Raw genomic sequence first — 16,847 nt, forward strand, 5'->3', positions numbered from 1 at the left:
GGATCTCGCCGAAGGCCGAGTTGCCGTGCAGTTGCGGCTCGGTGAAATGCCGCTCGGACCACATGCGGATCGGATCGCGCCAGCTGATCCAGAGGAAGGGCAGCAGGGCCAGGGGGCCGCCGGTCCGGCGGGGCGGGATGGCGGGGCGGAAGATGGTGTCGGCGGTCGTCGCGTCCATAAGACGCTCCCTGTGCAAATCGCCCGTCAGACGGGCGCGTCGTCCCTGAAACGCGCGATCTGGTGCATGCGTTCATGGGGCGCCGTCACTATCCCGACGGAGCCGTCAGACATCAGACGCCAGTAGACATAGTGATGTTCGCAGCGAATGTAGACTCCATTCAGTCAGCGCGGGCGTGACGTCCTGCCGATAACAACGAGCAGCCGCGCCATATCGTCTGCGCTTAAATCCCTCGAGCCCTGGCCTGAGGTCACGGGCTTTAAAACGGGGGCCATCGGCGCCGCTTCACCCGATTGAGCGGCTCTGCGCCTTTCGCGTCGTTCGAACAGAAAGCGTTGCAGGCCCCAGACAAGGTGAGGCGTCCAGGGTTGGCCGCAGGCGGTTGTCTTGCCCAGTTTGTTCAGAAGGCCGGCGATCTCGTTGGGCCGGGTGAAGCCGTTCTTGAAACAGGCGCGGAGCCATGGATCGTACTCGTCCAGGAACGCCTCTTTGGATCGATTGCGAAAGCTGAAATGCTTCAGTTCGTCTCGCGTGATCTGTGACGGCTTGGACGGCGTCCGTCCGGCGGGCCGCCCCGGCTTCCGCTCGGCAAGACGTCCCGTCGGCGCAGTTTTGGAACCGGGAGTACGCGCCCGTTTTCCGCTGCCGGGATAGGATCCCTTAGCCATGCTCAGTTCGCCGGAGCGACGGTCGGCGCCCAGGTCTTCATTTCGGCGATCTCGCGCGTCCGGGTGTCGATGATCCTCTGGGCCATGCGCCGGATTTCCGGATCGCGGCTGTCGCGCAGGGCGACCCGGGCCGTGGCGACGGCGCCTTCGTGGTGGGCGATCATCTTGGCGACATAGGCCTGATCCGCGGTCTGGGCCGCCGCCTGCATCTCGGCCGTGGTGCGGGTCGCGGCCGCTTGATGGGCGGCCGACGCTTCACGCAGCGCCTGCTGCACAGGGTCGCCGCCGCCGTCGCAGGCCGCCAGCAGGACGAGCAGCGCGACAGGCGGGGCGGCGCGGATCATGCGGCGTCGCCGAGCCAGCCCGGCATCCAGCCCTCATGCCATTCGCGCAGGTGGGCGACGGGGATGCTGAACAGTTCGCCCTTGTCGCCGCGCGAGGCGAAGGCGTCGCCGCCGGCGTGGCCGACGACCGAGGCGTGCAGGCCCGCAGCCTGGGCCTTGGCGATCAGGGCCTCGGCGTGGGGGACGGCGACCAGATAGCGGGCCTGGTCCTCGCCGAAGAGCAGGATGTGGGCGTGGGTCTCGCTGGAGGCGTCCAGGGTCACGCCGACGTCGGAGGCCAGGACCAGGTCGGCGGCGGCGCCGATCAGGCCGCCGTCGGACAGGTCGTGAACCACGGTCAGGTCGCCGGCCTCGATCAGGTCGCGCACGAAGTCGCCGGTCTTCTTTTCCAGCTTCAGATCGACGGGCGGCGGGGCGCCGTCTTCGCGGCCCAGGACCTCGCGCAGATAGATGGAGGCGCCCAGTTCGCCGACGGTCTGGCCGATCAGGACCAGAGTGTCGCCTGCCGCCATGGTCGAGAAGTTGGTGACCACGTCATAGTTGGGCAGCAGGCCGACGGCGCCCACGGTCGGGGTCGGCGGAATGGCGACGCCGTTGGTCTCGTTATACAGGCTGACATTGCCGGAGACGACGGGGAAGGCCAGTTCGCGGCAGGCCTCGGCCATGCCGTCGATGGCGCGGACGATCTGGCCCATGATCTCGGGCCGCTGCGGATTGCCGAAGTTCAGATTGTCGGTGATGGCGATGGGCCGCGAGCCCACGGCGGTCAGGTTGCGCCAGGCCTCAGCCACCGCCTGTTTGCCGCCTTCGTAGGGGTCGTTCTGGACATAGCGGGGGGTGCAGTCGCTGGTCACGGCCAGACCCTTGTCCGTGCCGTGGACGCGGACCACGCCGGCGTCGGCGCCGGTGGCCGAATCCTGCAGCGTGTCGGCCATGACGTGGCGGTCATACTGTTCCCAGATCCAGCGCTTGGACGCCATGTCGGGGCAGGCGATCACCTTCATCACCGCATCGGCCCAGTTTTCGGGGGCGGGGATATCAGCCGGGTTCAGGCGCGGATGCAGTTCCGGCTGAACCCAGGGGCGGTCGTACAGGGGGGCGTCGTCGAACAGGGGCGCCAGGGGCACGTCGCAGACGGTCTCGCCGTGATGCTTCAGCACCAGACGGCCGGTGTCGGTGGTGACGCCGATGGTGGCGGCGTCCAGGCCCCATTTCTTGAAGATGCGTTCGCCGTCGGCTTCGCGGCCGGGCTTCAGGACCGCCAGCATCCGCTCCTGGCTTTCCGACAGCATCATTTCATAGGCGGTCATGCCCTCTTCGCGCTGGGGCACGGCGTCCATGTTCAACTCGATGCCGACGCCGCCCTTGCCGGCCATCTCGACCGAGGATGAGGTCAGGCCGGCCGCGCCCATGTCCTGGATGGCGGCGACGGCGCCCGAGGCCATCAGTTCGAGGGTAGCCTCGATCAGCAGCTTCTCGGCGAAGGGGTCGCCGACCTGGACGGTGGGGCGTTTCGATTCCGACTCGTCGTCGAACTCGGCCGAGGACATGGTCGCGCCATGGATGCCGTCGCGGCCGGTCTTGGAGCCGAAATAGACCACCGACAGGCCGGCCGAGGGGGCGGCCGAATAGAAGATGCTGTCCGACTTGGCCAGGCCGACGCACATGGCGTTGACCAGGATATTGCCGTTGTAGCCGGCGTGGAAGTTCGTCTCGCCCGCCACGGTCGGCACGCCGACGCAGTTGCCGTAACCGCCGATGCCGGAGACCACGCCCTTGACCAGGCGCTTGGTCTTTTCGTGTGACGGATCGCCGAAGCGCAGGGCGTTCAGCAGGGCCACCGGGCGCGCGCCCATGGTGAAGACGTCGCGCATGATGCCGCCCACGCCCGTCGCCGCGCCCTGATAGGGCTCGATATAGGAGGGGTGGTTGTGGCTCTCCATCTTGAAGATGCAGGCGTCGCCGTCGTCGATGTCGATCACCCCGGCGTTCTCGCCCGGCCCGCAGATGACGCGGTCGCCGGTGGTGGGGAACTTGCCCAGGTGGATCTTGGACGATTTGTACGAGCAGTGCTCGGACCACATGACCGAGAAGACGCCCAGTTCGACATGGTTGGGCTCTCGGCCCAGGCGGTCGAGGACGACCTGATATTCGTTCGGGGCCAGGCCGTATTCGGCGGCCAGTTCAGCCATGGTCTTTTGAGGAGCGGTCATGGGCGGCGCTTCTAGCGGGTGAACGCCCGATAGGCTATATTCTAGACAGCATTTTGGGAGTTCTAGAATGGGCCTCAGCATCAAGCGCGCGGAGACGGAGCGCAAGGCCCGCGCCGTCGCCGAGCGGATGGGGGTCAGCCTGACCGAGGCGATCGACATCGCCCTTGACCGCACCTGGAAGGAGCTGACCGCCGACGAGGGGGCCGCCGAGCGGGCGCGCAGGCGCGAGGCCCTGTTCGCCTATCTGCGAACCCTGCCGCCCGGCAATGGCAAGAGTCTGCAGGAAATCGACGACGAGATGTATGGGGAGGGGGGCGAGCCCATCTGATGGTCGTGGATACATCCGCCTTCGTCGCGATCATTCTAAGGGAGCCCGAGGCGGCTACCTACGACGAGCATATTCGCTCGGCGGCGATGCGCAGGGTCAGCATGGCGACCTGGGTCGAACTCGCCACCGTCCTGACGTCACGCCTCGAGATGGACGCGAGGCCGATCCTTGATCGTCTCGAAGCGGACTATGGCCTCGATCTGATCCCCGTCGATCGGGAGCAGATGCGGATCGCCTGCGACGCCATGATCCGGTACGGCAAGGGGCGGCATCCGGCGCGTCTGAACTATGGCGATTGTTTCGCCTATGCCCTGAGCCGCAGCAGCGGCGAGCCCCTGTTGTTCAAGGGCCAGGATTTCTCGAAGACGGACGTGGCGGCGATCTGAGCGCGCGATGGAACTCCCGCGACCGCCCTTCATTGCAGGAGGAACGACCACGGAGTTTCGCCATGACCGATTCCCCCATCGATCCCGCCGCCACGCCCGAAGAGGAAAATCTGCCCGAGATCGCGGCCGACGACGCCGGCGCCTCGGCCTTCGCCGAACAGGCCGGACAGGCGGCGGACGAGCCCGACGACGACCCTGACCCCAGCCCTGACCCCAGCCCTGACCAGGGAGAGGTCTGATGGGGGCCGGCGTTCCCACCGAAACCACCCCCGCGACCGGCCAGCAGATGGACCGGTCGAACGATCGGGAGACGACGCGGAAGATGGATATAGCCGCGCCCAAGGCCGCGATGATCAGCCGACGCCAGCGACTGACCGGCGAGGCGACGGGCGTCGGCAGCGTCGGATTTCAGGAAGACGGCGCCTTCGACGTCGGCGCCGGCGAGGGCGCGATCCCCGATAAGGGCGACACGCAGCCCTGATCCATCAGGCGAGCCGCTCGACGCTGGGCCTCAGCCGGAGGGCCAGCACCAGTCCGCCGACCAACAGGACTACGGCCCCGGCCAGTGCTGTGAAGGCGACCGCCGGCTTGTCCGCCTGTTCGGCCACGAAGGCGCCCAGCAGGCCCCAGGCGGTCGGCAGGGGATAGACCAGGGTCCGCAGGAGCGAGGTCACGCCCAGCGCGACCGCGGTCGTCGCGACAATGGCGAAGATGGCCCATAGGCTCGGCGCCAGAAAGTCCGGCAGCGCCTGGAAGGCGGTCAGGGTGGTGATCAGGTTCAGGGGAGCGGCGACGGTCAACCAGCCGGCCAAGGCGGCTAGAGGCCAAACCAAAAGCATTCGATCGCGCTCGAATCGGCCCCGGTCGCGGACGGAGGCGGAATAGGTCAGCAAAGGCGCCAGCAGGGCGATCAGAGAGGCGAAGATCACGATCACGCTCGCCGCCTTCAGGTTCAGGGCCGCGACGATGATCCAGAGGCCGATGCCGAAGAAGGTCACTGCCGAAGGCCAGCCCATCCGGTTGATCAGCCGGCTCTCCCCGGTCTGGGGCAGGACCTGACGCACGGCATAGGCCAGCAGGCCGAGATAGATCAGCCCCCAAATCGAAAAGGCGTACCCCGCCACCCGCAGGGTGCTGTTTCCATCCGCCGCGAACTCGGCCTGGGTCAGGCCCAAGCCTGCCAGATTCTGAACAAGGGGAACCGCCACCGCGAAGATGGCGGCTGCAAACACCACAAGTCGCCGTGTGCGCTGTGCGGGGTTGGGGCGAAGGATCGTGGACATGGAGCTTCCGTGGCGGCGATGTTCAGCTCCATTGTACGTGTTGGGGAGCTTCGAGACCGACGAGGTCGAGGCCAACCGGGCGATTAAGAACGGCCAGGGCGTCGGCGCCCAGGAACTGGCGGCGCAACGGGATCCCGGAGGGGTGGAGACGGCGGACGAAGACGACAGCTTCGACAATGGAAAGGCCGTCCCAAAGGGCTGATTAATCGGCGACGGTCAAGGCGACGGACTTGACCGCGTCTTGAGTTGCGGTGTTCGTGGAACGGATGAATTCCGACGACGCCTCATCCCTCGACCAGCAGATCAGGCTCGGACTGGAGGCGCGTGCGCGTGGCGATCACCGCGCTAGCCTCGCGGCGGCCGATGCTCTTCTGGCGCGGGATGGCCGCGACATCTGGGCGCTGATCCTGAAGGGAGACGCCCTGGTCGGGCTGGGTGACCTGCGCTCCGCCTCCAGTTTTTACGGCGCCGCCTTGGCGCAGGCTCAGCCGGGACGAGTGACGCCGGCCCTGGCTCCGGAGTTGCGACGCGCGCATCAGGCCCGCGCGGACCTGGCCCGTCGGTTCGAGGAAGACCTGCTGGCCGGCGTCAGGGAGCGGGGGTTCGATCCCGATCGGTCCAGCGAGCGGTTCGCCCTGTCGCTGGACCTGCTGACCGGGCGTAAGTCGCTGTACCTGCAGCAGCCGAAATTCTACCTGTTCCCCGGCCTGCCGCAAATCCAGCACCAGCCCCGCGCCGATACGCCGTGGCTGGCCCAGGTCGAGGCGGCGACGGCGGACATTCGCGCCGAACTTCAGGCCATGCTGGCCGACCCCCCCCTGTTCGCCCCCTATGTCGAGGATCGCGCCAATCGACCGCGCAACGATCAGGCGGGGATGCTAGCTAATGCCGACTGGAGCGCGGTCTTTCTGTGGAAGGACGGAGTGGAGGTTCCCGAGATCGCCTCGCGTTGTCCGGCGACCATGAAGGCGCTCGAGGCCGCGCCGCTGAGCCGTATTCCGGGGCGCTCGCCGTCGATCCTGTTCTCGAAACTGTCGGCTGGGGCTCGGATTCCGCCCCATCACGGCCTGATCAACGCGAGGCTCATCTGCCACCTGCCGCTGATCGCGCCGCCCGGGTCCTGGTTGCGCGTGGGATCGGACGTGCGTCAGTGGGAGGAGGGACGCGCCTGGGCCTTCGACGACACGATCGAACACGAGGCCTGGAACGACAGCGATCAGGACCGCACCATCCTGATCTTCGACGTCTGGAAGCCGGAGATCACCGAGGAGGAACAGGGACTGATCCGCGCCCTTTTCGACGCCATCGACGCCGGCGGCGGACGGACCCCGGCGCTGGGGACCTGACGTCCTTTTGGGTGCGTCTATTCCAACCCGAACTCGACCCACAGCGGATAGTGATCGCTGATCCGCCAGGAAAGCTGGGTGCGGGTCAGGTGGGTCAGGACTACGCCCTGGAAATTCAGCCCGCCTGACTGTCTGAACGCCAGCGACAGATAGGGTTTGCCGTCGCGGCGGCGCTCGAACCAGGCGATCTGATCGAAGAAGCTGGCCAGATCGGGCTTTTCGACTGATGAACTGAGGGTCCGGGGCACCTTCTCCAGGCCGGGCGCCGTGACCAGGCCCGTGGAGGTGAAGGCCTGCCAGAGCGGGTCGCCGTGGCGGTCGATGTTGAAGTCGCCCATGCAGATCAGGTTCTGGCCATAGTCGTCCATCGACTCGGCCCAGTTCCGCAGCCACTTGGCGATCGCGGTCAGTTCGGCGACGCGGTCCGCGCCCTTCTCGCCATAGACGATATGCAGGGTCACGAGGACGAAGGTCTTGCCGGAGGCGTTGAAACTGACGGCGTATGGGGTGCGTACGAACTGGCGCTGAAAGGCGTTGGCGGGGGTGGCGTAGGGGGTATCCAGGTCCTCGGGCACCACCAACTCGCAGGCCAGGCCCGAGGGCTTCAGCCGTCGGCTGTCGTAGATATAGGCCAGACGTTCGTCGTTGCCGGGATCGCCGTAGGTGACGTCGGTCATCAGGAACCCGTAGTCGGGCCCCAGCTTCTTCAGCACATGACGCAGGGCGCGCAGATTGGCCTTCACCTCCTGCACAGCGATGACGTCGAACCGATCCAGCACGGCGGCGATCAGGACGGCGGCATGCAGATCGCGACGGGGGCTGTCGCCGTCCTGGCTTTCCCATTTCTCGGTCAGGCTGCCGAAGCCCCGGATGTTCCAGGTGGCCATCAGCAGATTGTCGCCCGTCGACTTGGGCGGCACGGCGTCTAGCAGGAGGTTCAGCCGGTCGAGATCGTCGCGCACGGCCTGAGGCGGATGATCGAGAATGGAAGCCATGATTGTCCCCGCGACGCCGATACGACCGCAGGTTATCAAAAAACGACGTTCGCTAGAGTCACAAGGCTGCGAGCATGCGAGCTGGAGCGATCAGGCCGCTGCGTAGATGCTCTGGAACAGAACCGCGCCGTCGGCCGAGCCCAGTTCGGCCTCGAAGGCGCGGTCGGGATGCGGCATCATGCCCAGGACATTGCCGCGAGCGTTCTGCAGCCCGGCGATATCGTTGACCGAACCGTTCGGGTTTTCGACATAGCGGAACACCACCTGGCCCTCGCCCTCGATCCGGGCCAGGGTTTCGGCGTCGGCGAAGAAGTTTCCATCGCCGTTGCCCTGGGTCATCGTCACCTCGCGCTGTCCCTGATAGCCGGCGGTGAAACGGGTCTGGCCGTTGGCGATGGTCAGGGCGATGGGCTTGCAGACGTATTTCAGTCCCTTGTTGCGCAGCAGGGCGCCCGGCAGCATTCCGGCCTCGCACAGAATCTGGAAGCCGTTGCAGATGCCGACCACGGCGACGCCGTCGTCCGCCGCCTTCTTCACCGCCTGCATCACCGGCGACTGGGCCGCCATGGCGCCGCAGCGCAGATAGTCGCCGTAGGAGAAGCCGCCGGGGATGACGATTAGATCCAGACCCTGGGGCAGTTCGGTCTCGGCGTGCCACACCATCGAGACGGGCTCGTTGGTGGAGCGTTCGATGGCGACCTTGCAGTCGCGATCACAGTTGGAACCGGGGAAGACGATGACGGCTGCGCTCATGGCGCGGGCCTCTAGCACCGTTTTCGGGAAATGTCAGTGCGCGGGTTGGATTTGACCCGGACCAGTCTCGATCTGGCCCACGCATGCGTCGTGCCGGCGCAATCGCTCAGATCGACGCCCGGGGCCGGCCCATCGCCCAAGCGACGACGAAGATGGCGAAACCGCCCAGCGACAGGGCGACGCCGACCCAGGCGGTCGAGGTCCAGCCATAGCCGGCCGCGATGGCCATGCCGCCCAGCAGGGGGCCAATGGCGTTGGCGGTGTTGAAAGCCGAGTGGTTCAGGGCGGCGGCCAAGATCTGAGCGTCGCCGGCGACATCCATCAGCCGGGTCTGCAGCACCGAACCCAGTCCGCCGCCGCCGCCGATCAGGAAGACCACCCCCATCATGGCCCACAGGTTCGAGGCCGCGAACGGATAGAGGGCCAGGGCGGCGGCGCTCCACAGCAACAGACCGCCCGCCGCCGGGAAGCCGACCCGGTCGGCCGCCCAAGCGCCCAGGATATTGCCCAGGAACATGCCCACGCCGAAGACGGCGAAAACCCAGGGCAGGATCTCCGGGCCGACGCCGGTCACGGCTGCGAGGGTCGAGGCCAGATAGGCGTAGACGGCGAACATGCCGCCGAAGCCCACGGCGCCCACGCCCAGGGTCAGCCAGACCTGGCCCCGTTTCAGCGCGCCCAACTCCCGCAGGGGACTGGCGTCCGCATGGGCTGGATCGCGCGGGGCGAACAGGGCGACCAGGACCATGGTGGTCACGGCCAGCAGGCTGACGATGGCGAAGGTCCAGCGCCAGCCGAAGGCGTGGCTGATCATATTGGCGAAGGGCACGCCGATGACGGTCGCCACCGTCAAACCCATCAGCACGGTCGAGACGGCGCGGGTGCGCAGGTGCAGCGGCACGGTCGAGGCCGCGACCAGGGCGGCGACGCCGAAATAGGCTCCGTGCGGCACGCCGCTGAGGAAGCGGAAGACCAGCATCCACTCATAGGTCGGGGCCAGGGCGGACAGGCCGTTGCCGATCGCGAACAGGGCCATGAAGCCGATCAGCAGCAGCCAGCGCGGCGCCCGCGCCCCCAGCACCGCCAGTATGGGCGCGCCCACGACGACGCCGGCGGCATAGGCGCTGATCACATGGCCCGCGGTCGGGGCGTCGATTCCCAGTCCGGCGGCGAAGTCCGGCAGTATGCTCATCGCTGCGAACTCGGTCACGCCGATCGCGAACCCGCCCATGGCTAGGGCGATCAGGACCAGGGCCACCTTGTCGGCGGCCATGGGTTGTCGGGTCACGATGTCGGAGTCGACGACGGCGCCGCTGGAAGCCATGGCGAAGGATCCGGGAAGGGAGGGAATGTTGCGCTGCAACATAGGCGCCCTTCCCGGACGATCAACCGTATCAGCCGTGGTTTTCGTAGGTCGCCGTGATCGAGGCCTTGGCCAGGGTATGGAAATGCAGGTTGAAGCCGAAGACGGCGCCGGAGTTGTCGGCGGTCACGTCCAACCGATCCACGTCCACGGCGAAGACGGTGAAGATATAGCGGTGCGGACCGTGGCCCGGAGGCGGCGCGGCGCCGCCGAAACCGGGCTGGCCATAGTCGGTGCGGCCCTGGATCGCGCCCTGTGGCATGTCCCCGCCCGGAGAGCCGGCGCCGGTCGCCAGCTCGGTCACGTCGGCGGGAATATTGGCGACGGTCCAGTGCCAGAACCCCGACCCTGTCGGCGCGTCGGGGTCGTAGCAGGTGACCGCATAGCTCTTGGTCCCTTCGGGTGCTCCGCTCCAGGTGAGGTGGGGAGAGGTGTTGCCTTTGGCGTGGACCTGGGCGTCGGGCAGGAAGCCGCCGTCCTGAACATCATTGGAGGTAAGGGTGAAGGTCATTGGCGTCTCTCCGTTTCGTGATCACCAGTTAAAGGGCATCGACCGATGAGGCGTTGCACTGCGACATTCTGTCCCTAGCTGTGTAGTCGATACGGTCAAGCCAACGAGGGCCCATGCTTCAATCCCTCCTCGACAGGACGTTCCGGACACGAGCCATCGCCGTGCGCCTTCCTGACGGCCGCACGCTGAGAGCCGGTCCCGGAGAGCCCGAACTGACCGCCGTCATCGAAGATGCGCGAACAGTCGTGGCCATAGCGACGAACCCGGAGTTGAAGCTGGGAGAGGCTTATATGTCCGGCGCGTTTCGGATCGAGGGCGGCTCCATCTACGACTTTCTCGCTTTGGCCGCCTCGCAACTGGCCCGATCTCCGCGGCGGCTCGGGCCGGGCTGGCGTCTTCGTCGGGCGATCGAACAGGCCAATGACCGCGCCCACGCCCGGGCGAACGTGCGTCATCACTATGACCTGACGGTGGACTTCTACCGGCTCTTCCTGGACGCCGACCTGCAATACTCCTGCGCCTATTTCGAAAGGCCGGAGGCGACGTTGGAACAGGCGCAGATCGCCAAGAAGCAGCGGCTGATCGACAAATTGGTTCTTTCGCCGGGGCAGCGGGCGTTGGATATCGGTTGCGGCTGGGGCGGCCTGGGCCTGTCGCTGGCCGAGGCGGGGGCGAGGGTCACCGGCGTCACCCTGTCGACCGAACAACACCGCACCGCCAATGCGCGTGCAGCCGAGCGGTGTCTGTCTGATCAGGCCGATTTCCGATTGCAGGACTATCGCGACCTGAACGAACCGTTCGACCGGATCGTCTCGGTCGGCATGTTCGAACACGTCGGAGCGCCGAGTTATCAGGAATATTTCGACACGGTGGCGCGGTTGCTGACCGACGACGGGGTGGCGGTGATCCATTCCATCGGCCGCAAGGGGCCGCCCAGCCGCACCCAGCCTTGGATCCGCAAATATATCTTTCCAGGCGGCTACATCCCCGCCCTGTCCGAGGTCCTGCCGGCCATCGAGCGCGCAGGCCTGTGGGTGACGGACATGGAGGTGCTGCGTCTCCACTACGCCGAGACGCTGCGGGCGTGGCGTACCCGATTCCTGGCGCGACGGTCGGAAGCGCTGGCCATGTATGACGAGCGCTTCTGCCGGATGTGGGAGTTCTACCTCGCCGTCAGCGAGGTCGCCTTCCGCGAACTGGGCCAGATGGTGTTCCAACTCCAGCTGACGAAACGGCCAGACGCCGTTCCATTGACGCGGGATTACCTGTGCCGTTGAGGCAGGCTTACGCCGCCTCGATGCGGTAGCCTTCGATCACCGTATTGGCGAGCAGTTGCTCGCACATCTTCTTGGCCTCGGCTTGCGGATCTTCAGCGCCGGCCAGATCGAACTCGATCAGCTTGCCGACACGGGCGTTCGAGACGCCCGCCCAGCCCAAACCCTGAAGCGCCCCTTCGACGGCCTTGCCCTGGACGTCCAGCACGCCGGGCTTGAGGAAGACATGAACCTTGATCTTGGCCATTAGTGCAGCCCCCCCTGGATCACCGTCGGCATGCCCTTCATGATGCCCAGACGCCGGGCGACCTCGGTGTAGCTTTCGATCACATTGCCCAGGTCGCGGCGGAAGCGGTCCTTGTCCATCTTCTCGCCGGTCGCGGCGTCCCACAGGCGGCAGCTGTCCGGGCTGATCTCGTCGGCCAGGATGACGCGGCTGAAGTCGTTTTCCCAGATGCGGCCGAACTCGATCTTGAAATCGACCAGGGTGATGCCGACGGCGCCGAACATGCCCGACAGATAGTCGTTCACCCGCACCGTCATCGCCAGGATGTCGTCCAGTTCCTGGGTCGAGGCCCAGTTGAAGGCGGTGATATGCTCTTCGGTGACCATCGGGTCGTTGAGCTCGTCCTTCTTGTAGTAGAATTCGATGATCGAGCGGGGCAGGGGCGTGCCTTCCTCGATGCCCAGGCGCTGGCTCATCGAACCCGCGACGATGTTGCGGCAGACGACTTCCAGCGGAATGATCTCGACTTCGCGGATCAGCTGTTCGCGCAGGTTCAGCCGCTTGATGAAGTGGTTGGTCACGCCGATGCCGTTCAGACGCGACATGATGAATTCGCTGATCTGGTTGTTGACCACGCCCTTGCCTTCGAGGACGGCCTTCTTCTGCGCGTTGAACGCGGTGGCGTCGTCCTTGAAATACTGGATCAGGGTGCCGGGCTCGGGTCCTTCGTACAGGATCTTGGCCTTGCCTTCGTAAATCTTCTTGCGCTTGTTGTTCATATCCGTCCCGCCTTACGGGCGCCCTCCAGAAACAAAAATCGCGCAGCCATGGTGGAGGGGAAGACCCAGTCCTGGCGGCGCGTTTCGGAATCGCTCGGGCAGTCAATCTCGTTCGGGGTCTCCTTAGCCGAACGCGGCCCCCGATACAAATGAGGCGAGCCGGAAACCGCAGCGTTGGATGCGAGTGCGACGGAAGTCATGTTGCGTTCAGGCACGGTCGGGCTATAGACGGCGCTTGTCCCGAGGTAAGCGGGGCGTGCGGAGCTGTGCTGAGCGACATGACGACCTTCGACGATCGGGAAAAGGCCTTCGAGGCCAAGTTCGCCCTCGATCAGGAGCAGGAATTCAAGGCCATCGCCCGCCGCAACAAGATGTTGGGCCTGTGGGCGGCCGAAAAAATGGGCCTTTCGGCCGAGAGCGGCGAACAATACGCCGCCGCCGTCGTGCGCGCCGATATGGAACAACCCGGCGACGAGGATGTGTTCCGCAAGGTCGCCGGAGATTTCAAGGGCTCGGGTCTGTCGGTTTCGGAAGGCGAGATTCGCTCGAAGATCGACGAACTGGCCTCGATCGCTCGCGAGCAGATCCGCTCGGGCGAATAAGAGTTTTATCCGCGTTCGTCAGAACCGGGCCTCTAAAAAGTCGAAAGGGCCGCACCCGGGGGAAAGTGCGGCCCTTTCTTTTTGCCGGGGACGTTGGGGGATGTCTCACCCGGCCTACTGTGCGTCTCGCGCCCCTGAAGAACACGGCGACGCACAATTGGTTTCAGTCGGTTCCCGGCCTCGACCGAAAATTCTTTTACGGCATCAGCACCGTGTCGATGACGTGAACCACGCCGTTCGACTGGGCCACATCGGCCTGGGTGATAGTGGATGTTCCGCCCTTGGCGTCTGTGATGATCCAGGTGTTGTTCGGACCGGCGGAAACCTTGAGTTCCTCGCCTTGCACGGTCTGAAGCGTGGCGTTTCCGCCGTTGGCCTGGGCCTGAGCCGCGATGTCGGCGGCCGTCAGGCGACCGGAGACGACGTGATAGGTCAGGATCTTGGTCAGATCATCCTTCATCGCCGGCTGCATCAGACCATTGCGTGTGGCTTCGGGAATTTTTTCGAAAGCGGCGTTGTCGGGGGCGAAGACGGTGAAGGGGCCAGGACCCTGTAGCGTCTCGACCAGATCGGCGGCTTGCACGGCGGCCACCAGGGTGGAGAGGTTCGACGCCTTGGAGGCGTTGACGACGATGGTGTCATTGGGGCTCATGGCGGCGCCGCCAACCATGGTCTCGGAGGTCATCGGCGACATCGCCGCTCCCTCGGCCGGCGCCATGGCGGTTGATTCAGCGGGCGCCGTTTCGTTGTTGTTGCAGGCGCCTAGCGCCATCAGAGCGGCGCCGGACGCCGCGACGAGCATTAGATTCCGAATATGAGCCATGGTTTTCGTTCCCTATTGTTCCGCGCATTCGGCGGCTGCCACAAGGTTACGTCCAGATAGCCACAATGGATGCGCGGGGCGCGACGAGATGGCGCAGGTCTCGTGCTTAGTCTTCGAAAACAACTGTCTTTGTGCCGTGCAGCAAAACGCGGTCTTCGAGGTGTCTTCGCACTGCACGCGCCAGAACCCGTCGCTCAATATCACGACCCTTACGGATCAAATCCTGCGGCATGTCACGGTGACTGATCCGTTCCACATCCTGCTCGATGATGGGGCCCTCATCCAGCTCAGGGGTGACATAGTGTGCGGTGGCGCCGATGACTTTCACCCCCCGCGCATGGGCCTGGTGATAGGGGCGGGCGCCTTTGAAGCCCGGCAGGAAGGAGTGATGGATATTGATGCAACGCCCCTGAAGCCTACGGCTGAGGTCGTCAGACAGGATCTGCATGTAGCGGGCGAGTACGACCAGTTCAGTTCCTGTCGTCGCGATCAGCCGCACAAGTTCGGCTTCCTGGGCCAGTTTGTCGGTCGCGCTGACCGGCAGATAGTGAAACGGTAGATCGCCCAGATCGACATGGCCGATCAGTTCGCGCGGATGGTTGGACACTACAGCCGTCACCTGCATCGGCAGTTCGTCTATCCGCCAGCGATAGAGCAGGTCAGCCAGGCAGTGGTCGAACCTGGACGTCAGGATCATCACCTTGCGAGGTTCCGGACCTCGCAAGGTCCAGTCCATCCCGAACCTTTGGGCCAGCGAGGCGAAAGCCTCTCGAATGGCGGCCTCCATATCTCCTTCGACGGGCTCAAACACCACCCGCATGAAGAAGGTGGCGGTGGAGGCGTCGCCGAACTGCTGGGCGTCGGAGATGTTGGCGTCCCGCTCCAGCAGAAAGGTGGACACGGCGGCGACGATGCCGTGGCGGTCGGGGCAGGAAAGGGTCAGGATCATCAGGCGGCAGGCTTATCTAGCAGGAAGTCACCCAGTATGGCCCAGCTGGCCGACTTTGCCGACAAGGATATTGCATGGGCGGGGCTGGACGACGGCAAATCGACCAGAGCGATCTTGTTCAGATTCCCCAGGAACCGTCGCCCCATCTTCGCCGCCAGTCCGCCGTTGAAGGCTACTGCGCGTAGTTCGGGCAGACCTTCGATCAGGCCTCGCAGGTCGGCGGCTTCAGGCGACCGGATCGCCGCATCCAGGCTGCCGGACCGTTCGGCCGAGGCGATCACGTCCCACAGGCCGACGCCGCGCGCCCTCAACCGCTCCAGCCGCGCGTCATAGGGGAGTGCGGCGACCGCCTCGCCCAGCACGCCGCCGATCAACGCCCAGAAACCGTTGCGGGGATGAGCATAGTATTGGGCCGCCTTCAGCGAGGCGTCGCCGGGCAGGCTGCCGAGGATCAGCAGCCGCGTGCGCGCATCGACGACGGGGGTGAAGCCGATGCGGCGGGCGTCGCTCACCCCTCGCCGAACACCCGTTTGAACACCACGTCCACGTTCTTGGTATGATAGCCTAGGTCGAACAGGGCCTCGAGCTGTTCGGCGGGCAGGGTGACCCGCTCGTCCGCCTTCAGGAAGTCCAGGAACACCCCCTCGCAGCGCCAGACCTTCATGGCGTTCTCCTGCACGGCGGCATAGGCGGCCTCACGCGAGATTCCGGCCTGGGTCAGGGCCAACATGACCCGTTGCGAGTGAACCAGACCGCCCAGACGGTCGATGTTCGCCTGCATGTTCTCGGGATAGACGTTCAGCCGCTCGACCACGCTGGCCAACCTTTGGAGGGCGAAGTCCAGGTGGATGGTGGCGTCGGGGCCGATGCCGCGCTCGACCGACGAATGGCTGATGTCCCGTTCGTGCCACAGGGCGACGTTTTCCATCGCCGGGGTCACGGCCGAACGGACCAGACGGGCTAGGCCGGTCAGGTTCTCGGTCAGGATCGGGTTGCGCTTGTGCGGCATGGCCGACGAGCCCTTCTGGCCCTTGTCGAAGAATTCTTCGGCCTCCAACACCTCGGTGCGCTGCAGGTGTCGGATTTCGACGGCCAGGCGTTCGACCGAGCTGGCGACCACGCCCAGAGCGGCGAAGAAGGCGGCGTGGCGATCACGCGGGATGACCTGGGTCGAGACCGGTTCGACCTGCAGGCCCATCTTGTCGGCCACATACTGCTCGACCGCCGGATCGACGTTGGCGAAGGTGCCGACGGCGCCCGAGATGGCGCAGGTGGCGATCTCTTCCTTGGCGGTGATCAGGCGACGTTTGGCGCGCTGGAACTCTGCGTGATAGCCGGCCAGCTTCAGGCCGAAGGTCACCGGCTCGGCGTGGATGCCGTGCGAACGCCCGACGGTCGGGGTGTATTTATGCTCCTTGGCGCGCTTTTCCAGCGCGGCCAGGACGCGGTCGACGCCGTCGATCAGCAGGTCCGACGACCGGGCCAGCTGAACCGCGAAACAGGTGTCCAGCACGTCCGACGAGGTCATACCCTGGTGCAGGAAGCGCGCCTCGTCGCCGACGATCTCGGCGACATGGGTCAGGAAGGCGATGACATCGTGCTTGGTGGTGCGTTCGATCTCGTCGATGCGGTCGGCGTCGAAGCTCGCATCCTTGCCCTTGGCCCAGATGGCCTCGGCCGCCTCGGTCGGGATGACGCCCAGTTCGGCCATCTTGGTCGCGGCATGGGCCTCGATCTCGAACCAGATCTTGTACTTGGTCTCCTGCGACCAGATGGCGGCGGCGTCGGGGCGGGAATAGCGCGTGATCATGGGCCGGTCCTGTCGG

22 protein-coding genes are annotated in these 16,847 nt (G+C 65.6%); 8 read left to right on the forward strand and 14 right to left on the reverse strand.

The features are described 5' to 3' along the window. Nucleotides 1-342: 342 nt before the first annotated feature. From H2037_RS13645 to purL, 3 genes are read right to left on the reverse strand one after another with little or no spacing between them, the layout of a single operon-like run. On the reverse strand, nucleotides 343-846 hold the full coding sequence (locus H2037_RS13645) for a hypothetical protein (protein ID WP_292123038.1): 504 nt from the start codon (nucleotides 844-846) through the stop codon (nucleotides 343-345). 2 nt (nucleotides 847-848) lie between these two features. Next, the gene (locus H2037_RS13650) at nucleotides 849-1,190 is read right to left on the reverse strand and encodes a DUF305 domain-containing protein (RefSeq protein ID WP_292123040.1); all 342 of its coding nucleotides are present in this window, start codon (nucleotides 1,188-1,190) and stop codon (nucleotides 849-851) included. Further along, nucleotides 1,187-3,403: a phosphoribosylformylglycinamidine synthase subunit PurL gene (purL, locus tag H2037_RS13655; RefSeq protein ID WP_292123042.1), complete on the reverse strand. Its 2,217-nt coding sequence runs from the start codon at nucleotides 3,401-3,403 to the stop codon at nucleotides 1,187-1,189. Before purL ends, H2037_RS13650 begins: the two co-directional genes overlap by 4 nt. Before the next feature lie 67 nt (nucleotides 3,404-3,470). On the opposite strand from purL, the gene H2037_RS13660 reads away from it, so the two are divergent. From H2037_RS13660 to H2037_RS13675, 4 genes are all read left to right on the forward strand, one after another. After that, a complete protein-coding gene (locus H2037_RS13660; RefSeq protein WP_292123043.1) occupies nucleotides 3,471-3,731 on the forward strand; it encodes a type II toxin-antitoxin system VapB family antitoxin in 261 nt (86 codons plus the stop codon). Then, nucleotides 3,731-4,117 carry a type II toxin-antitoxin system VapC family toxin gene (locus H2037_RS13665; protein WP_292123045.1) on the forward strand — a complete coding sequence of 129 codons (387 nt, stop codon included), beginning with the start codon at nucleotides 3,731-3,733 and terminating at the stop codon, nucleotides 4,115-4,117. The genes H2037_RS13660 and H2037_RS13665 overlap by 1 nt, the downstream gene beginning before the upstream one ends. 62 nt (nucleotides 4,118-4,179) lie before the next feature. After that, nucleotides 4,180-4,356: a hypothetical protein gene (locus tag H2037_RS13670; RefSeq protein WP_292123047.1), complete on the forward strand. Its 177-nt coding sequence runs from the start codon at nucleotides 4,180-4,182 to the stop codon at nucleotides 4,354-4,356. Then, entirely contained in the window at nucleotides 4,356-4,598 is a 243-nt protein-coding gene (locus H2037_RS13675) for a Tat pathway signal protein (protein WP_292123049.1), read from the forward strand. The genes H2037_RS13670 and H2037_RS13675 overlap by 1 nt, the downstream gene beginning before the upstream one ends. Before the next feature lie 4 nt (nucleotides 4,599-4,602). On the opposite strand, the gene H2037_RS13680 is transcribed toward H2037_RS13675, so the two are convergent. Further along, on the reverse strand, nucleotides 4,603-5,400 hold the full coding sequence (locus H2037_RS13680; RefSeq protein WP_292123051.1) for a hypothetical protein: 798 nt from the start codon (nucleotides 5,398-5,400) through the stop codon (nucleotides 4,603-4,605). Nucleotides 5,401-5,431: 31 nt separating this feature from the next. Here H2037_RS13680 and H2037_RS13685 point away from each other — a divergent pair, with 31 nt between their 5' ends. Both H2037_RS13685 and H2037_RS13690 read left to right on the forward strand, forming a co-directional pair. After that, complete coding sequence (locus H2037_RS13685) at nucleotides 5,432-5,602, forward strand: hypothetical protein (protein ID WP_292123212.1); 171 nt, start codon at nucleotides 5,432-5,434, stop codon at nucleotides 5,600-5,602. Nucleotides 5,603-5,666: 64 nt separating this feature from the next. After that, nucleotides 5,667-6,746, forward strand: coding sequence for an aspartyl/asparaginyl beta-hydroxylase domain-containing protein (locus H2037_RS13690; RefSeq protein ID WP_292123053.1), 1,080 nt, complete (start codon nucleotides 5,667-5,669; stop codon nucleotides 6,744-6,746). A 17-nt stretch (nucleotides 6,747-6,763) separates the two neighbouring features. Here the strand turns inward: H2037_RS13690 and H2037_RS13695 are convergent, their stop codons facing one another. The 4 genes from H2037_RS13695 to H2037_RS13710 form a co-directional block, all read right to left on the reverse strand. Beyond that, nucleotides 6,764-7,741 (reverse strand): endonuclease/exonuclease/phosphatase family protein, encoded by a 978-nt coding sequence (locus H2037_RS13695; protein WP_292123055.1) that lies wholly within the window; start codon nucleotides 7,739-7,741, stop codon nucleotides 6,764-6,766. Between the two features lie 90 nt (nucleotides 7,742-7,831). Continuing rightward, the gene (purQ, locus tag H2037_RS13700) at nucleotides 7,832-8,494 is read right to left on the reverse strand and encodes a phosphoribosylformylglycinamidine synthase subunit PurQ (protein WP_292123057.1); all 663 of its coding nucleotides are present in this window, start codon (nucleotides 8,492-8,494) and stop codon (nucleotides 7,832-7,834) included. Between the two features lie 106 nt (nucleotides 8,495-8,600). Further along, complete coding sequence (locus tag H2037_RS13705; RefSeq protein WP_292123059.1) at nucleotides 8,601-9,818, reverse strand: MFS transporter; 1,218 nt, start codon at nucleotides 9,816-9,818, stop codon at nucleotides 8,601-8,603. Between the two features lie 70 nt (nucleotides 9,819-9,888). After that, nucleotides 9,889-10,368 (reverse strand): YbhB/YbcL family Raf kinase inhibitor-like protein, encoded by a 480-nt coding sequence (locus H2037_RS13710; protein WP_292123061.1) that lies wholly within the window; start codon nucleotides 10,366-10,368, stop codon nucleotides 9,889-9,891. Nucleotides 10,369-10,481: 113 nt separating this feature from the next. On the opposite strand from H2037_RS13710, the gene H2037_RS13715 reads away from it, so the two are divergent. Beyond that, entirely contained in the window at nucleotides 10,482-11,645 is a 1,164-nt protein-coding gene (locus H2037_RS13715; protein WP_292123062.1) for a cyclopropane-fatty-acyl-phospholipid synthase family protein, read from the forward strand. Between the two features lie 7 nt (nucleotides 11,646-11,652). On the opposite strand, the gene purS is transcribed toward H2037_RS13715, so the two are convergent. Together purS and purC are read right to left on the reverse strand one after the other, a co-directional pair. Continuing rightward, nucleotides 11,653-11,889 (reverse strand): phosphoribosylformylglycinamidine synthase subunit PurS, encoded by a 237-nt coding sequence (gene purS, locus H2037_RS13720; protein WP_292123064.1) that lies wholly within the window; start codon nucleotides 11,887-11,889, stop codon nucleotides 11,653-11,655. Further along, on the reverse strand, nucleotides 11,889-12,647 hold the full coding sequence (gene purC, locus H2037_RS13725) for a phosphoribosylaminoimidazolesuccinocarboxamide synthase (protein WP_292123067.1): 759 nt from the start codon (nucleotides 12,645-12,647) through the stop codon (nucleotides 11,889-11,891). The genes purS and purC overlap by 1 nt, the downstream gene beginning before the upstream one ends. Nucleotides 12,648-12,925: 278 nt before the next feature. Here purC and H2037_RS13730 point away from each other — a divergent pair, with 278 nt between their 5' ends. Next, the gene (locus H2037_RS13730) at nucleotides 12,926-13,249 is read left to right on the forward strand and encodes a DUF1476 domain-containing protein (RefSeq protein ID WP_292123070.1); all 324 of its coding nucleotides are present in this window, start codon (nucleotides 12,926-12,928) and stop codon (nucleotides 13,247-13,249) included. Between the two features lie 196 nt (nucleotides 13,250-13,445). Here H2037_RS13730 and H2037_RS13735 read toward each other — a convergent pair whose 3' ends face one another. The 4 genes from H2037_RS13735 to purB all read right to left on the reverse strand — a co-directional run bounded on the left by H2037_RS13735 (nucleotide 13,446) and on the right by purB (nucleotide 16,831). Beyond that, nucleotides 13,446-14,072 (reverse strand): fasciclin domain-containing protein, encoded by a 627-nt coding sequence (locus H2037_RS13735; RefSeq protein ID WP_292123072.1) that lies wholly within the window; start codon nucleotides 14,070-14,072, stop codon nucleotides 13,446-13,448. Nucleotides 14,073-14,178: 106 nt separating this feature from the next. Then, entirely contained in the window at nucleotides 14,179-15,021 is an 843-nt protein-coding gene (purU, locus tag H2037_RS13740) for a formyltetrahydrofolate deformylase (RefSeq protein ID WP_292123074.1), read from the reverse strand. Beyond that, nucleotides 15,021-15,533 carry a DNA-deoxyinosine glycosylase gene (locus H2037_RS13745; RefSeq protein WP_292123076.1) on the reverse strand — a complete coding sequence of 171 codons (513 nt, stop codon included), beginning with the start codon at nucleotides 15,531-15,533 and terminating at the stop codon, nucleotides 15,021-15,023. Before H2037_RS13745 ends, purU begins: the two co-directional genes overlap by 1 nt. Continuing rightward, a complete protein-coding gene (gene purB / locus H2037_RS13750; RefSeq protein WP_292123079.1) occupies nucleotides 15,530-16,831 on the reverse strand; it encodes an adenylosuccinate lyase in 1,302 nt (433 codons plus the stop codon). Before purB ends, H2037_RS13745 begins: the two co-directional genes overlap by 4 nt. Nucleotides 16,832-16,847 lie beyond the last annotated feature (16 nt).

It is taken from the genome of Brevundimonas sp. (assembly GCF_013912065.1).
GTDB lineage: Bacteria > Pseudomonadota > Alphaproteobacteria > Caulobacterales > Caulobacteraceae > Brevundimonas.

Coding starts and splice junctions, on each gene's coding strand:
- H2037_RS13645 (WP_292123038.1), bottom strand. CDS start 846: ATGGCTAAGGGATCCTATCCCGGCAGCGGAAAACGGGCGCGTACTCCC.
- H2037_RS13650 (WP_292123040.1), bottom strand. CDS start 1,190: ATGATCCGCGCCGCCCCGCCTGTCGCGCTGCTCGTCCTGCTGGCGGCC.
- purL (WP_292123042.1), bottom strand. CDS start 3,403: ATGACCGCTCCTCAAAAGACCATGGCTGAACTGGCCGCCGAATACGGC.
- H2037_RS13660 (WP_292123043.1), top strand. CDS start 3,471: ATGGGCCTCAGCATCAAGCGCGCGGAGACGGAGCGCAAGGCCCGCGCC.
- H2037_RS13665 (WP_292123045.1), top strand. CDS start 3,731: ATGGTCGTGGATACATCCGCCTTCGTCGCGATCATTCTAAGGGAGCCC.
- H2037_RS13670 (WP_292123047.1), top strand. CDS start 4,180: ATGACCGATTCCCCCATCGATCCCGCCGCCACGCCCGAAGAGGAAAAT.
- H2037_RS13675 (WP_292123049.1), top strand. CDS start 4,356: ATGGGGGCCGGCGTTCCCACCGAAACCACCCCCGCGACCGGCCAGCAG.
- H2037_RS13680 (WP_292123051.1), bottom strand. CDS start 5,400: ATGTCCACGATCCTTCGCCCCAACCCCGCACAGCGCACACGGCGACTT.
- H2037_RS13690 (WP_292123053.1), top strand. CDS start 5,667: ATGAATTCCGACGACGCCTCATCCCTCGACCAGCAGATCAGGCTCGGA.
- H2037_RS13695 (WP_292123055.1), bottom strand. CDS start 7,741: ATGGCTTCCATTCTCGATCATCCGCCTCAGGCCGTGCGCGACGATCTC.
- purQ (WP_292123057.1), bottom strand. CDS start 8,494: ATGAGCGCAGCCGTCATCGTCTTCCCCGGTTCCAACTGTGATCGCGAC.
- H2037_RS13705 (WP_292123059.1), bottom strand. CDS start 9,818: ATGGCTTCCAGCGGCGCCGTCGTCGACTCCGACATCGTGACCCGACAA.
- H2037_RS13710 (WP_292123061.1), bottom strand. CDS start 10,368: ATGACCTTCACCCTTACCTCCAATGATGTTCAGGACGGCGGCTTCCTG.
- H2037_RS13715 (WP_292123062.1), top strand. CDS start 10,482: ATGCTTCAATCCCTCCTCGACAGGACGTTCCGGACACGAGCCATCGCC.
- purS (WP_292123064.1), bottom strand. CDS start 11,889: ATGGCCAAGATCAAGGTTCATGTCTTCCTCAAGCCCGGCGTGCTGGAC.
- purC (WP_292123067.1), bottom strand. CDS start 12,647: ATGAACAACAAGCGCAAGAAGATTTACGAAGGCAAGGCCAAGATCCTG.
- H2037_RS13730 (WP_292123070.1), top strand. CDS start 12,926: ATGACGACCTTCGACGATCGGGAAAAGGCCTTCGAGGCCAAGTTCGCC.
- H2037_RS13735 (WP_292123072.1), bottom strand. CDS start 14,072: ATGGCTCATATTCGGAATCTAATGCTCGTCGCGGCGTCCGGCGCCGCT.
- purU (WP_292123074.1), bottom strand. CDS start 15,021: ATGATCCTGACCCTTTCCTGCCCCGACCGCCACGGCATCGTCGCCGCC.
- purB (WP_292123079.1), bottom strand. CDS start 16,831: ATGATCACGCGCTATTCCCGCCCCGACGCCGCCGCCATCTGGTCGCAG.